The 14,334-nt window shown below is 60.9% G+C and carries 15 protein-coding genes; 7 read left to right on the top strand and 8 right to left on the bottom strand.

What is annotated here, in order from left to right; genetic code table 11:
* Nucleotides 1–18 precede the first annotated feature (18 nt).
* The 4 genes from H663_RS22760 to H663_RS22745 are packed head-to-tail and all read right to left on the bottom strand — an operon-like array spanning nt 19 to nt 4,115.
* Nucleotides 19–1,362, bottom strand: coding sequence for an ABC transporter substrate-binding protein (locus H663_RS22760; protein WP_053176941.1), 1,344 nt, complete (start codon nt 1,360–1,362; stop codon nt 19–21).
* On the bottom strand, nt 1,362–2,483 hold the full coding sequence (locus H663_RS22755; protein ID WP_053175961.1) for an ABC transporter ATP-binding protein: 1,122 nt from the start codon (nt 2,481–2,483) through the stop codon (nt 1,362–1,364). The genes H663_RS22760 and H663_RS22755 overlap by 1 nt, the downstream gene beginning before the upstream one ends.
* Entirely contained in the window at nt 2,470–3,195 is a 726-nt protein-coding gene (locus H663_RS22750) for a cytochrome b561 domain-containing protein (protein ID WP_240620321.1), read from the bottom strand. The genes H663_RS22755 and H663_RS22750 overlap by 14 nt, the downstream gene beginning before the upstream one ends.
* Nucleotides 3,192–4,115: an SMP-30/gluconolactonase/LRE family protein gene (locus tag H663_RS22745; RefSeq protein WP_053175963.1), complete on the bottom strand. Its 924-nt coding sequence runs from the start codon at nt 4,113–4,115 to the stop codon at nt 3,192–3,194. Before H663_RS22745 ends, H663_RS22750 begins: the two co-directional genes overlap by 4 nt.
* 195 nt (nt 4,116–4,310) lie before the next feature.
* Between H663_RS22745 and H663_RS22740 the strand changes: the two genes are divergently transcribed.
* Nucleotides 4,311–5,384 (top strand): LacI family DNA-binding transcriptional regulator, encoded by a 1,074-nt coding sequence (locus tag H663_RS22740; RefSeq protein ID WP_240620319.1) that lies wholly within the window; start codon nt 4,311–4,313, stop codon nt 5,382–5,384.
* Between the two features lie 736 nt (nt 5,385–6,120).
* Here the strand turns inward: H663_RS22740 and H663_RS22735 are convergent.
* Nucleotides 6,121–6,810 carry a substrate-binding domain-containing protein gene (locus H663_RS22735; protein WP_053175964.1) on the bottom strand — a complete coding sequence of 230 codons (690 nt, stop codon included), beginning with the start codon at nt 6,808–6,810 and terminating at the stop codon, nt 6,121–6,123.
* A 143-nt stretch (nt 6,811–6,953) separates the two neighbouring features.
* Between H663_RS22735 and tsaD the strand changes: the two genes are divergently transcribed.
* A complete protein-coding gene (gene tsaD / locus H663_RS22730) occupies nt 6,954–7,997 on the top strand; it encodes a tRNA (adenosine(37)-N6)-threonylcarbamoyltransferase complex transferase subunit TsaD (RefSeq protein ID WP_053175966.1) in 1,044 nt (347 codons plus the stop codon).
* Between the two features lie 55 nt (nt 7,998–8,052).
* Here the strand turns inward: tsaD and H663_RS22725 are convergent, their stop codons facing one another.
* Both H663_RS22725 and H663_RS22720 read right to left on the bottom strand, forming a co-directional pair.
* Nucleotides 8,053–8,532 (bottom strand): hypothetical protein, encoded by a 480-nt coding sequence (locus tag H663_RS22725; protein ID WP_133239948.1) that lies wholly within the window; start codon nt 8,530–8,532, stop codon nt 8,053–8,055.
* Nucleotides 8,533–8,590: 58 nt separating this feature from the next.
* Complete coding sequence (locus tag H663_RS22720) at nt 8,591–9,352, bottom strand: SDR family NAD(P)-dependent oxidoreductase (protein WP_053175970.1); 762 nt, start codon at nt 9,350–9,352, stop codon at nt 8,591–8,593.
* A gap of 188 nt (nt 9,353–9,540) precedes the next feature.
* Here H663_RS22720 and H663_RS22715 point away from each other — a divergent pair, with 188 nt between their 5' ends.
* The 4 genes from H663_RS22715 (at nt 9,541) to H663_RS22700 (ending at nt 12,192) form a co-directional block, all read left to right on the top strand.
* A complete protein-coding gene (locus H663_RS22715) occupies nt 9,541–10,650 on the top strand; it encodes an NAD(P)/FAD-dependent oxidoreductase (protein ID WP_053176945.1) in 1,110 nt (369 codons plus the stop codon).
* Between the two features lie 49 nt (nt 10,651–10,699).
* Complete coding sequence (locus tag H663_RS22710) at nt 10,700–11,542, top strand: acyl-CoA thioesterase (RefSeq protein ID WP_053175972.1); 843 nt, start codon at nt 10,700–10,702, stop codon at nt 11,540–11,542.
* A 70-nt stretch (nt 11,543–11,612) separates the two neighbouring features.
* Nucleotides 11,613–11,912, top strand: coding sequence for a BrnT family toxin (locus tag H663_RS22705; RefSeq protein ID WP_053175974.1), 300 nt, complete (start codon nt 11,613–11,615; stop codon nt 11,910–11,912).
* Entirely contained in the window at nt 11,902–12,192 is a 291-nt protein-coding gene (locus H663_RS22700) for a BrnA antitoxin family protein (protein WP_053175976.1), read from the top strand. The genes H663_RS22705 and H663_RS22700 overlap by 11 nt, the downstream gene beginning before the upstream one ends.
* A 24-nt stretch (nt 12,193–12,216) precedes the next feature.
* On the opposite strand, the gene H663_RS22695 is transcribed toward H663_RS22700, so the two are convergent.
* The gene (locus H663_RS22695) at nt 12,217–13,260 is read right to left on the bottom strand and encodes a quinone-dependent dihydroorotate dehydrogenase (protein WP_053175978.1); all 1,044 of its coding nucleotides are present in this window, start codon (nt 13,258–13,260) and stop codon (nt 12,217–12,219) included.
* A gap of 102 nt (nt 13,261–13,362) precedes the next feature.
* Here H663_RS22695 and rpiA point away from each other — a divergent pair, with 102 nt between their 5' ends.
* Nucleotides 13,363–14,034, top strand: a complete 672-nt coding sequence (rpiA, locus tag H663_RS22690) for a ribose-5-phosphate isomerase RpiA (RefSeq protein WP_053175980.1) — start codon at nt 13,363–13,365, stop codon at nt 14,032–14,034.
* Nucleotides 14,035–14,334: the final 300 nt, after the last annotated feature.

Here is a 14,334-nt window from a genome sequence, read left to right as displayed (position 1 = left end):
GTCAAGGGCTTGGGGCGATCAGATTTTGTAACCGGCTTGGCGCATGATCGCGGTGACCTGCGGAACCATGTCGTTGAGGGCTGCTTCAGCAGTCTTTTTGCCGGTGAGGGCTTCACTCAAGCCCACGCCCAGCGCCTGCACGTTGATGGTGTCCCACACCGGGATGATGGGGCGCCAGTCGGGTGCGCTGTATTTCAGCGCTTCCTGGAAGGTGATGAACTCGGGGTACTTGCGCACCGCATCCTGGTCGCGCAGGGTGCTGTTGCGCATGGGGGCGCCGCCCGCCATCGTCACGGCTTTGTCCTGCGCTTTGCTGGTGAGCCATTGCATGAGCAAAAAACTCGCTTCGGGGTTTTTGGCATTTTTGGGAATGGCCAAGCCCAGGCCACCGCTTTGCGAGGCGCGGCGCATGCCTTTAGGGTGCAAGGCCCAGCTGACGTTGCCCACCACTTTGCTTTTGCTCGGGTCGTTGACCAGGCCAGCAATGGAGGTGCTGTCCAGGTACATGGCGGCCTGTCCTTGCAAAAAGGCGGTGTTGCTCTCGCCCTGACCGTAGCCGGGAATGCCTGCGGGTCCGGTGGCCACAACTTCTTGCAAGAACTTTAGGGCTTCGACGCCGAACTTGTCGTTGAAACGGGGATTCCACTTGTCATCAAAGACGCTGCCGCCCAGCGGGTTCAGGTGCAGCAGCCAGGCATGCACCACCTGGTGCCCGGCTTGTCCGCGGCTGGCCAAAGCGCCAATGCCTTCCTTGTCCTTGAGGATGCGCAAAATCTTGCGGAAGTCTTCGTAGTTTTCTGGCACCGTGAGGTTGTGCTTGGCAAAGATGTCACGGCGGTACGCCAGAACGCTGGTTTCAGCGCCATAGGGGATGCCATACAGTTTGGCACCAGGCCCTGCCAAATAGCCTTTGGGTCCGCCGACCAGGCCCAGATTTTCGAGGTAGATGGGGACGATGTCCTTCATGTCGTAGGCGGGGTCGGCCAATGCCGGATTGGCAAAGAAGGGGTCCAGAGGCTGGATCAGATTCTTGGCCACATATTCGCCTTTCCACATGACGACGTAGCAGCCCAGGTCGAAGTCGCCAGTGGGCTTGGACATCTCCAGCAGTTGCTTTTCTTTCATGCGGCCGATGGCCAATTTGTCGACCTCGACCTTGATGCCGGTTTCTTTCGTGAACTGCGGCAAGATCTTGATCATCGCGTCGTAGTGCGGGTGCGCTGGCGTGCTGAACACCACGGTTTTGCCCGCGTATTTGGCGTAGCGGTTTTGCGCTTGCACGCCGCTGAAGGGCAGGGCAGCGCCAAAAACGGTGATGGCACCTGCTTTGAGTGCGTCGCGTCGGCTTGGGTATGAACTCATCATTTGTCTCCTGTGTTGTGAAGGGAAGGGGAACTGCTGGGTTTCAAAGAAAGCCCGTTGCTGGCGTTGAAGACATGCAAGGAAGCGGGCTCGACATTCAGGTGCAAGGGCTGGTGCAGCGCGGCTTTGGCATTGCCTGGCAGCACCGCGCACACGCGTTGCCCCGAAGGCAGGCGGCCCACCACCTGGCTTTCCGTGCCCAGGTATTCCACGACCTCGACGTTCATGCGCAGCGTGCCACCTTGCGGTGTGGGGCTCAACATTTGTGGGCGAATGCCGACGGTGAGCGGCGTGTCTGCCGTCAGGGCTTGCGCTAGCAGCCATGCGGGTGCAGGCACAGAAAAGTCCTGCATTTGCAGCATGGTTTGACCTTCGACGCTGTGCAGGCGGGCCTCAAAAAAGTTCATGGTGGGGGTGCCGATGAAGCCTGCGACAAAGAGATTGGCAGGGTGGTTGAACACCTCGCTGGGCGTGCCGACTTGCTGAATGCGGCCTTTGTCGAAGATCACGATGCGGCTGGCCAGCGTCATGGCTTCGACCTGATCGTGGGTCACATACAGCGTGGTTTTGGCCAGGCGCTGGTGCAGCAGGGCCAACTCTGCCCGCATGTGGCCCCTGAGTTTGGCGTCCAGGTTGGACAAGGGCTCATCGAACAAAAAGACCTGGGGTTCACGCACGATGGCGCGGCCAATGGCCACGCGTTGGCGTTGGCCGCCGGACAGTTCTTTGGGCTTGCGCTTGAGCAGGTGTTCAATGTTGAGGATCTTGGCCGCAGAGGCCACTTTGGCGTCGATGTCTGCCTGGGGGCGGCCTGCCAGGCGAAGGGCAAATGACAGGTTTTGCGCCACATCCATGTGGGGGTAGAGCGCATAGTTCTGGAACACCATGGCAATGTCGCGGGCCATGGGGTGGGCGTTGGTGACGTCTTTGCCGCCAATGATGATTTGGCCTTGGGTGACTTCTTCCAGGCCGGCCACCATGCGCAGCGTGGTGCTTTTGCCGCAGCCCGATTCGCCCAGCAGCACGACAAATTCGCCCGCCTGGACAGACAGGTTGAGTTCACTGACGACAGTGACCTCGCCAAAACGTTTGACGAGGTTGCGAAGTTCAAGATTGGCCATGTTTTTGTGGTTCAAAGGGTCGTCGAATGCCCCAGCCGATGGGGGGCAGGTGATTGCCGGGGTGACGGGGGTCCGGCCCCCAGATCGCTTGGTAGGTGTCGATGCAGCGGCCCTGCTTTTGCCATTGCCAGGCCAGGCCCAGCAAGCTCAGCCACCACAGCCCCAGCACCAGCGGCATCCAGCGCGGTGCATCGGCCAGCAGCAGGCCTGCAACCATCACACCCATGGCGGCCAGCACGCAGGCCCAGCCGAGCCACTTGTGCAGGCGCTCAAACCAGATCCTGTGCGGCGTCATGTCGTAATGGTCACCCCTGAGCTGCAAGGCCGTGGGGCCGCCTTTGCTGCCGCGCAGGAGCCCACCCATGATTTGCAGCCAGCCCAGCAGCATCAACAGCCAGCCCGCTGTGCCGTGCACATGGGCCAAGGGACTCGGTGAGGCTTGATTCCAAATGACATAAATCCCCACACTGGCCAGCGCCATGCCTGTCCATTGCAGTGCGCGGTGACCATGCCACCACCCCTTGTTGTCCAGTACGGCCGGCCAGTTTTGTGAAGGCAGCACTTTGAAATACCGGGCCAGCAAAGCACCGCCGGGCAGCAAGATGCCCCAAGCCAGCACCATCAGCCGGGCATGCCAATACACCCCCGGCTCAATGGCGTGGACGGATGCACCGCTGAGCGGCAGGGTCAGCCAGTGCCAGACTTCACTCATGCCGTGGCTCCCCGGGTGTTGAGCCTGATGCGGTACAGGGATGTGCTCGCGCAGATGAACAGTTCATCGCCGCCAGGCCCGCCAAAGCACAGATTGCCCACTTTTTCGGGCACCGGGATGCGGCCCAAGCGGGTGCCGTCCGGGTGAAAAATTTGCACACTGTCTTCGCTGCTGGTGTAGACAAAACCGTGTCGATCGACCCGAAAGCCATCGGCCAGACCGGGCGTGATGACGGCAAAGATGCGGGGATTGCGCAGCCAGGTGCCGTCCACGACATCCAGGGCCACGATGTGGTGGTGACCTGTGCCATCTTGGCGCAAGGCGGCCGAGGTGTCGCTCACATACAGCACGCGCTCATCGGGCGAGAAAGCCAAGCCATTGGGCTCCTCCAGCCAGTCGCTGGCGATGCTCAGGTTTTGCGTTTGTGGGCAGTAGCGGTAGACGTGGTTGGCACCGATCTCGGACGGGGCTTTGTGGCCTTCCCGGTCCGAGAGGATGCCGTAGGGCGGATCGGTGAACCAGATTGAGCCATCCGATTTCACCACCAGATCGTTAGGAGAGTTCAATCGTTGGCCATGGTAGTTGTCCACCACCACCTCGTCCCCAAGTGGCTCGCCCTGCGCGCCCAGCCGTGTGCGGATGATGGCGCGCTGACCATGCGAGGCGTGGAGCAAGTCGCCGCCCTGATCGAGCACATGCCCGTTGGTGAACTCTGCACTGTCTCGCCAAACCCGCAGGCCATGCTGGGCGTGCCAGGACAAGATGCGGTTGTTGGGAATGTCGCTCCAGATCAGCTCGCCGCTTCGGGGGAGCCAGGCGGGGCCTTCGCTCCAGACCGCCCCGCTGCACAATTGTTCAAGGGCACCGCTGCCTTGGGCCATCTGGGCGATTCGGGCGTCGAAAACTTGCAGCGATGTCATGCGTTCAAAGTGGATTCAGGAAAGAACGCCTATCATCGTTGAAAATTGAGTTACCGGTAACTCGTATTTACCCTAGAAAAGTATTCATAAATTTCAATCAAAAGACCATTTCGGATCATTATTGATGCGGATGTGCATGAATAATGACGTTACCGGTATCGTTACATCGGTTCACCGCAGGCACAGGAGTAGGTTTTGAGCAAACACAATTCGCGCCCAGCAGACCCATTGACCCCTGATGGCCAGGGGCAGGTCACCATGGCTGACATTGCGGCTCGACTGGGGGTGTCCAAAATGACCGTGTCCAGGGCGCTGAGTCGGTCCACGCGTCGACGCAGCGATGCCAGCGAAGACTTGCGGCAACGCATTTTGAACACCTGCCAGGAGATGGGCTATGTGATGGACCAAACGGCCCGCACGTTTTCCTCCAAGCGTTCGGGCTTTATTGCCACCCTCATCCCGGCTCTGAACAATTCCAACTTTTCGGACACCGCCCATGGACTGACCTCCGCCGTCGAATCTGCGGGCATGCAGGTGTTGATGGGCTACACGGACTACGACATGCCGACCGAAGAGCAATTGATTCGAACCCTGCTCATGAGGCGGCCTGAAGGCATCGTCGTGACGGGGGGGAGCCACACACCTCTGGCCAAAAAATTGCTTGAGTCCTCCGGTGTGCCCGTGGTGGAAACCTGGGATTTGCTGACCCAGCCCATTGCGCACAACGTGGGCTTTTCCAACGCCCAGGCGGTCGGTGAACTGGTGCGTGCACTGCATGCCAAGGGCTATCGACGCATGGGGTTTTTGGGCGGCTTGCCGCAAAGCGATGCACGGGGAGCGGACCGCAGGCAGGGCTTTTTGGAAGCGATGGCTCAGTTGGACCTGGACGCGACACGCACCCTGGCCATTGGCAGCGCCCCTGTCTCCATGGAGGCGGGTGCCCAAGGGGTGGTGCAAATGCTGTCCCGTTGGCCCGAGCTGGAGGCCGTCATTTGCGTGTCAGACCACGTCGCATTTGGTGCCTTGTCTGAATGTCAGCGCCGGGGCTGGTCAGTGCCCGGCAGATTGGCGATTGCCGGATTTGGTGGCTTTGAGATTGCACAGGCGTGTCACCCGCAAATCACGACCGTGGCGGTCGACAGCGCAGGCATTGGAAAAGTGGCTGGGCAGTTGCTGCTCAAAGCCATAGCGCTGTCCAGATCCGGGCAAAAACTGGCGCCCGAAACCGTGGTCATGCCTTACCGCATTGAACTTCGAGGCAGCACTTGACCGACGCGAATGCGGCGTCAAGCCTGCAAGCCATGCTTTGTATTGATCCGGCACGCTGAGATTTGAAATGCGTGAGAACTGTCATCTGGTAGGTCGGTACTCGCAGAGTTTGATGTTATTGGTTTCGGCACAGGCCCACGTCGGAGTCTTCGACCGCCGACCTACAACATCCTTGAGCTTTGATCTCGTAGGTCGGTACTCGCAGAGTCCGACATGATGGGTTTCGGCACAGGCCCATGTCGGGGTCTTCGACCGCCGACCTGCAACATCTTTGAGGCATGTCAACTCGTAGGTCGGTACTCGCAGAGTCCGACGTTATCGGTTTCGGCGCAGGCCCACGTCGGGGTCTTCGACCGCCGACCTGCAACATCGTTGAGCTTTGATCTCGTAGGTCGGTACTCGAAGAGTCCGACGTTATAGGTTTCGGCACATGCCCACGTCGGGGTCTTCGACCGCCGACCTACAGCATCTTTGATGTATTGATCTCGTAGGTCGGTACTCGCAGAGTCCGACGTTATGGGTTTTGGCACAGGCCCACGTCGGAGTCTTCGACCGACGACCTACAACATCTTTGATGTTTTCATCTCGTAGGTCGGTACTCGAAGAGTCCGACGTTATGGGTTGCTGCACAGACCCACGTCGGGGGCTTTGACCGCCGAAAACATCTTTGAGCATTGAAAACTTCACTGGGCCGAATCAATAAAGATCGCGCTTGCCCTGTCAAAGTCAGGCCTGTTCAGGCCGCCTGCATGCCGTGGCGGCGTTTGGTCTCGCTGCAAGCGGGAGACGCCCAAAACGCCAGCATGGTCCGCACCACCTGTGCGTGCAGGCTGGTCGCCGCCACGCTGCCCGAAAACGTGGTGGTGATCTGCACCGCATCGGGCAGGGGGCCCAGCACGGTGATGCCGGGCACGCCCAGCATTTCGCTCAGTTGCTGAAAGCCCAGCGCCACCTCGCCCTGGGCGATCAAGCTGCCCACCGGCACGCCGGGCTTGGCCTGCACGATGCGGTCTTTGATTTGGTCTGCAATGCCCCAGGCCTCGAACTGCTTGGCCAGTTGCACACCGCTTGGGCCCGTTGAATAGCCCAGCGTGCGCGCTGCCAGGATGGCCGCCTTCAGGGCCGCTTCGGTCGAGATGTCAGGGTGTTCGGCCCCCGCAGGCACAGCCACGGCCACGCCCGAGTGCACCAAATCAACCCGGCTGCCCGTCAGCACATGGCCACTGGCGACCAGCTTGTCGATGGCGTCGCTGGCCAGCACCACCGCGTCAAAGGCTTCGCCGGCTTGCACACGCTTTGCCGCATCGACCCCGCCCACCGATTCAAGCTGGACTTGAACATCGGGAGCCTGCGCCTTGAAAAGCGCCACCAAATCGGCCAGCAGCGGCTTGGTGGCCATGGAGGAAATCAGACGGAGAATGGTCATGGTGAAGCTCTGTGAAATGCGAAGGGCTGCAGGAGCAATGCACCGTGCCGATGGATTGCGAAATGTCGCGACGAGCGTGTCGCATTTACAGAGATTATGGCCAAGCGCGGGCCTGCTCCCCATGCCCGCTTAAACTCGCTGCTATGCAAATTTTGGGTATCGAATCATCTTGCGACGAAACCGGTGTGGCCCTGGTGGAAACCACCGGCAGCGACATGCCGCGTTTGTTGTCGCACGCGCTCTACAGCCAGATCGAGATGCACCAGGCCTATGGCGGCGTGGTGCCCGAGCTGGCCAGCCGGGACCACATCCGCCGGGTCTTGCCGCTCACGCGCCAAGTGCTGGCCGAGGCGGGGGGCACTTTGGCCGATATCGACGTGGTGGCCTACACACGGGGCCCGGGGCTGGCCGGGGCTTTGCTTGTGGGCTCGGGCGTGGCCTGTGCGCTGGCTGCGTCTTTGGGCAAGCCGGTGCTGGGCGTGCACCACCTGGAAGGGCATTTGCTCTCGCCGTTTTTGAGCGCCGACCCGCCTGAGTTCCCCTTCATCGCCTTGCTGGTGTCAGGTGGGCACACGCAACTGATGCGTGTGGACGGTGTGGGCCGTTACGAATTGCTGGGCGAAACCATTGACGACGCCGCAGGCGAAGCCTTTGACAAATCGGCCAAGCTCATGGGCCTGCCTTACCCCGGTGGCCCGGGGCTGTCGCGCCTGGCCGAGCAGGGCAACCCGACGGCCTACAAGCTGCCGCGCCCTTTGCTGCACAGCGGCGATCTGGACTTTTCGTTCGCGGGCCTCAAAACGGCTGTGCTCACCCAGAGTCAGAAAATCGGCCCTGCAGCCCACACCGAAGGCGCGCCCGAGCGGGCCGACCTGGCCGCATCGACCCAGGCCGCGATTGTGGAAGTGCTGGTCAAAAAGTCGATGACTGCCCTCAAAACCAGCGGTATGAAACGCCTGGTCGTGGCTGGCGGCGTGGGGGCCAACCGCGAACTGCGGGCGCAATTGAATGCCGCCTGCGCCAAAGCCAAGGTGCGCGTGCATTACCCGGAGCTGCATTTGTGCACGGACAACGGCGCCATGATCGCCATGGCAGCCGCCATGCGCCTTCAGTCTGGCGTGCAAAAGGCGCAAGCGCACTACAGTTTTGATGTGAAACCTCGCTGGCCTTTGCACGAGTTAGGGTGATGCATCCGTCCGCCTGCGAACCGCTGCATGACGGTGAGCGTTTGTCGTCTGCGCTTTACTGGTACTGTTGAAACGCCTCTTCGGGGGATAAGCGTTCGACAAAATGTGTGCAATTTTTCCAGGCCTCTTGCAGGCGCTGTGTGACCTGAATCTGGGCAGACGACCAAGCCTGGATGTTTTGTCTTTCGAGATCGGGGCTGATGCTCACCGGCGTTTCAATGCAGCGTGTTTCATAAGCTTCGGGGCGGAACTCGGTGCACTCCGTGAGATTGCCCACTTTTTTGCAAGTGGTGGTCACGGGGCCATATACCCTGACGGGATGGCATTGTTTGTGAATTTTGTAGCCCCGCCCCAAATCCATCTGAGAGGACTGAATGGCACCAGCCAATTGACGCTGTTCTGCCGACAGTTGCTGGATGTCGTTTTTGCGTTCACACACTCGGCGAGCGCGTTCAGTTGCAGACATTTTTCGGAAGTCATCCACGGTGGTGCAGGCCGATAGCGTCAAAACCAATAAAAGGGTGAAAGCTCGCATGTTCATCATTCAAGGCCCAAGGTGCCATCTTCGCTGATAAAGCTGAAGTTTATGCCGTTCAGCGAATCATCATCCCGCCATCGGCTACGATGGTTTGCCCTGTCACGTACTGCCCAGCGGGGCTTGCCAAAAACACCGCGATACCGCCAATGTCATCCGCCTCACCCATGCGGCGCAAAGGCGCTTGGCTGTTGTATTTGGCGCTCAGCACCGGGTCTTCGTGCAGCGCCTTGGCAAAGTCAGTCTTGATCAAGCCCGGCGCGATGCAGTTCACGCGGATGTTGTCCGGACCCCATTCCACCGCCAGGTTGCGAGCGAGCTGCATATCGGCTGCTTTGGACAGGTTGTAGGCCCCGATGATGGCCGAGCCGTGCAGGCCACCGATCGACGACACGATCACGATGGCGCCGTCCTGCTTGGTCTTCATGTCGGGGTAGACCATGTTGCACAGCCAGGTGTTGGCCAGCACGTTGTTGCGCATGACCTTGTCGAACACTTCGTCGCTCATACCCGTGGTGGGGCCGTAGTAGGGGTTGGTGGCCGCATTGCACACGAGGATGTCGATCACCCCCCAAGTCTCACGGGTCTTCGCGATCAGGTTTTGCAGCTGCTCCTTGCTGGAGATGCTGGCGGCAATCGCCATGGCTTCGCCGCCAGCGGCCTGAATCTCTTTGACCACCACTTCGCAGGCGTCCTGCTTGCGGCTGGAGACGACGACTTTGGCTCCTTGCTTGGCCAGCTGAAGTGCGATGGATCTGCCAATGCCCCGGCTGGAGCCCGTGACGACGGCGACTTTGCCTGTGAGATTGAACAGCGACATGAAACGGTCTCCTTGTTGAATGCTTGGCAGTCTGCCCGTGCGTGGGGCTCGTGTCTGTCTTGCGGGTGTCAGCTTGACTGCCTGTGTAGGGGCAGCTCTGCTGGCGAAACGGGGTGTGGTGGTTCACGGGCTTTTCGCTTGCAGGCAAGCTCCTTCAGAACACCGATCTCTGAGCCACAATGCTGCCCATGGAACAAATCGAAGCTGTTGTGATCGGGGCCGGGGTGGTCGGCCTGGCTGTGGGGCGGGCGCTGGCGCTCTCGGGCCGCGAGGTGCTGGTGCTCGAATCGGAAAACGCCATCGGCACCGGCACCAGCTCGCGCAACAGCGAGGTCATCCACGCGGGGATTTATTACCCGGCAGGCTCCTTCAAGGCGCGGCTGTGCGTGCAAGGCAAGGGGCAGCTCTACGCTTACTGCGCCGAGCGTGGGCTGGCGCACCAGCGCCTGGGCAAGCTGATCGTGGCCACCAGCCCCAAGCAAGTGCTGGCGCTTGACGGCATCATGGCCAAGGCCGCCGCCAATGGCGTGCACGACCTGCAAAAACTCAGCGCATCCGAAGCCCGAGCACTGGAGCCCGCACTCTCCTGCGAAGCCGCGCTGCTCTCGCCCAGCACGGGCGTGGTGGACAGCCACGGGCTGATGCTCGCACTGCAAGGCGACATGGAAAACGCGGGCGGCCTGCTGGCGCTGGTCTCGCCTGTGCAGCATATCGGTGTGCGTCAAGGCACCGCCACGCACCCGATCCGCGTGACCACACAAGACGGCACCGAGCTGGCGTGCAAGGTGCTGGTCAATGCGGCAGGATTGAATGCCGTGGCGCTGGCGCGGGGAATGGATGGGCTGGACCACAGCATGTTGCCGCAAGCCCATTACGCCAAAGGCAATTACTTCACGCTGGCAGGCCGGGCCCCGTTTTCGCGCTTGATCTACCCCGTGCCCGAAGCGGCCGGGCTGGGGGTGCACCTCACGCTCGATCTGGGCGGTCAGGCCAAGTTTGGGCCTGACGTGCAGTGGGCCGATGACCCCGCTGACCTGCAAGTCGACCCGCGCCGGGGTGACGCTTTTTATGCCGAGGTGCGCAAATACTGGCCCGCTTTGCAAGATGGTGCGCTGCAGCCCGGTTATGCGGGCATGCGCCCCAAGATCAACGCACCGCACGAAGCGGCAGCCGACTTCATGATCCAAGGCCCCACCGAGCACGGTGTGCCCGGTCTGGTGAACTTGCTGGGCATCGAGTCACCGGGATTGACGAGTTCTCTGGCGATTGCCGATGAGGTTTGCGCCCGGCTTCTTTGAGCCCTTTTGAGACAGCACAACGCGTCTTGGTGCGCCTATCATCAGGCGCATGATCACGTCCAACAGCAACTGCATGCACCCATTCGACGAAGCCATCGTCCTGCGCGTTTCAGAGCGTCAGGACGCGCCCCGCGAATTCATCGGCTCGACCCATCCAGCCTATGCCAACATGGTGGGGCCCTTTGGTGGCACCACCGCTGCGCAGTTGCTCCAGTCCGCCATGCTGCACCCTGAGCGCCTGGGCGAGCCGGTGGCGCTCACGGTCAATTTTGCGGCCCCGGTGGCCGATGGTGAGATCCGATTTGTGGCGCGGCCCGTGCGCACCAACCGCTCGACCCAGCACTGGATCATCGAAGCCCATCAGACGGAAGGCGTGGTGGCGACCGCCACTGCAGTGTTTGCCGTGCGACGCGAGACTTGGTCTGATGTCGAAGCGGTGATGCCCGCCAACCTGCCAACGGCAGACGCTGTGCCCCGCATGCCTGTCAAAGGCCTGCCCGCCTTTCCGCAGCGCTACGACATGCGCTTTATCGAAGGGGCGCTCCCAACGGCCTTTGACGAACAAGAGCAGAGCCATTCGCGTTCTACCCTGTGGGTGCGCGACGAGCCCGAACGGGCCTTGGACTTCGCCTCGCTGGCAGCCTTGAGCGACACCTTTTTTCCGCGCATCTACATCCGCCGCCGCCGCCGAGCGATGATCGGCACCGTGTCCCTCACCACCTATTTCCACGCCGACAGCGCCTTGCTGACGCAGGTGGGCTCGCGCCATGTGCTGGGCGTGGCCAAGGCGCTCAACTACCGCCACGGCTACTTTGACCAGACTGGTGAGTTGTGGAGCCCCGAGGGCCAGCTTCTGGCAAGCACGCACCAGCTGGTGTATTTCAAGGATTGATCGAGAGGGGCAGTTCACCTTAGGCGTCAAAAGCCTTGACCTTCTTATTAAACGCATCTACATTAATTCAATGGATGCCAAGCTGATTTGGGATGAAACCAAAAGGCAAATCAACCTGCGCAAGCACGGTCTTGACTTTGCCTTGGCAGGGGCGGTTCTGGATTCCCGCTATCGACTGGATATCCCGGTGCTTCGCGGCGCAGAGCCACGAACCTTGTCCATGTCATATGCCATGGGATTTTTGGCTGTTTTGACGGTGGTGCACACGGCCCGTGATGGGTCTTGTCGAATCATCAGTTTCCGCCGTGCCAGCCGTGAAGAAAGAGAGGCTTACCTTGTCTGGATCGAAAACGAATGCGATGAGCCGTAAAGACGTGATCAAGGCATTGAAGGTCAGCGAGCGCGAGGCCCCTTATGTGTGGGATGGCCAGGATGAGGACGAACGCCCCGCAACGACTGAAGAGTTGGCGCACGGCCTGGCATTGGCCCGCAAACGCGGCAGGCCAGCAGGCAGTGGCGTCAAGGAGCAGGTGGCCATCCGCTTAGACAAGGACATCCTGGAAGCGTTTCGCGCCCAAGGGCAGGGGTGGCAAACGCGCATCAACCAGGCCTTGAGGCGCTATCTGGCGGAACACCCGGCGCAGCCATGAGGCCCGCCAAGGCCTTCATTGATTTCAGCGCTTCATCTGCTGCAGCGCACTCGCCACTTCGGTGACCAGCGCTGGGCCTTTGTAGATCAGCCCGGTGTAGATTTGCACCACGTCGGCCCCCGCTTCGATTTTTGAAATTGCGTCGTGCCCGCTCAGGATGCCGCCCACGCCGATGATGGGGAAGTCCTTGCCCAAGGCTGCTCTTAGCTGATGAATCACTCGATTGCTGCCTTTGAGCACAGGCGAACCTGATAGGCCCCCCATTTCTTCGGCATGTGCCAAGCCGCTCACCGCGTCACGCGCCAGCGTGGTGTTGGTGGCGATCACGCCGTCCATGCCGTGCTTTTGCAAGGTGGCGGCGATCACGCCGACTTGCGTTTCGTCCAGATCGGGGGCGATTTTGAGGAACATGGGCACGCGGCGGCCATGCTCTGCCGCCAGTTCTTCGCGCCGCGCCACCAGGGCACCCAGCAGGCCGTCGAGCGCTTCGTCGCTTTGCAGGGCGCGCAGGTTCTTGGTGTTGGGGCTGGAGATGTTCACCGTCACATAGTCGGCGTGTGGGTAGACGCCTGCCAGCGCGATCAAGTAATCGTCGGTGGCGTTTTCAATCGGGGTGGCGGCGTTTTTGCCGATGTTGAGACCCAGCAGGCGACCCTGCTGACGGAACTTGGAACGCTTGACGTTGGCGATGAAGGCGTCCAGCCCGTCATTGTTGAAGCCGAGGCGGTTGATCAGCGCGTTGGCTTCGGGCAGGCGGAACATGCGCGGCTTGGGGTTGCCCGGCTGCGCCTTGGGCGTGACGGTGCCGACTTCGACAAAGCCAAAACCCATGGCCCCCAGACCGTCGATGCAGCGGGCGTTTTTGTCGAGCCCTGCGGCCAGGCCCACTCGGTTGGGGAACTGCAGGCCCGCCAAAGTGATGGGTTGGGCCACAAAGGGCTGGCGGTAGAGGCGGTCAAGCGGGGTGTTCTGGGTGCGGGCCAGGCCTGAGAGGGTCAGTTCGTGAGCCTCTTCGGGGTCCATCCGGAACAAAACAGGGCGGGTCAGGCAATATGGGATCAGGGACATTGGATAATTCCGGGCTGGTGCAGGGGCGCTGCGTGGGGATCGGTTGCTCCGATTGTCGCAAACCCCGGCCTGCAATTTTGACTTTCCAACCGAGCCCCTTTCATGACCCAAGACGAACTCAAAGCCCTGGTGGGCCAAGCCGCCCTGAAATACGTTGTCCCTGGCGAAATCGTCGGCGTGGGCACGGGCTCCACGGTCAATAAATTCATCGACGCCCTGGCCACCATGAAGGACCAGATCAAGGGCGCGGTGTCCAGCTCCGAGGCCTCCACCGTGCGCCTCAAGGCACTGGGCATTCCGGTGTTTGACAGCAACGAGGTCGAGAGCCTGTCGGTCTACATCGACGGCGCAGACGAAATCGACCACCAGGGCCACATGGTCAAGGGCGGCGGCGCGGCGCTCACCCGCGAAAAAATCGTGGCTGCTCAGAGCCAACAGTTTGTCTGCATCGCGGACGAGAGCAAGCTGGTGGATGCCTTGGGTAACTTTCCCTTGCCGGTCGAAGTCATCCCCATGGCCACGGCCCGGGTCATGCGCCAGTTCGCGGCCATGGGCGGCAGTGCGGTGGTTCGCGTGAAAGACGGTCAGCCGCTGGTCACCGACAACGGCCAGCACATCGTCGATGTGAAGGGCCTGAAGATCACCAACCCGGTGGCGTTTGAAAATACCGTCAGCCAGTGGCCTGGTGTGGTGACGGTGGGGGTGTTTGCGCTGCAAAAGGCACAAGTGTGTTTGCTGGGCACGTCCACTGGCGTGAAAACCTTGAACTTTTGAACGGTCACTGCGCTTTCTGTGCCAGTGTCGACCCTGAAGCCAGCGACCTACTGGGACGTCATCGTAGGTCGGTCGCTTTAGCCCCGACACAGGGCCTTTGGCGAAGGCAAAACGTCGGCGCTGAAGCTTCCAACCTATTGATCCGGCCCTCTGAAGTCTGCAGGGTGACTTCAATCTTGCACCTTGTGGGACCTCGCCTTGTTGGCAACCAGACGCTGGTGGACCACTGGCTTTTCCCTTGGCTGGCAAGCTCTCACAAAATCCTTCCAACGGGCAACGCACGGCTCAGACTTCATCGGG

Source organism: Limnohabitans planktonicus II-D5, from assembly GCF_001270065.2.
GTDB classification, from domain to species: domain Bacteria; phylum Pseudomonadota; class Gammaproteobacteria; order Burkholderiales; family Burkholderiaceae_C; genus Limnohabitans_A; species Limnohabitans_A planktonicus.
Note: the sequence above shows the minus strand (reverse complement) of the source record. Positions and strands in the feature narration are given on the sequence as shown.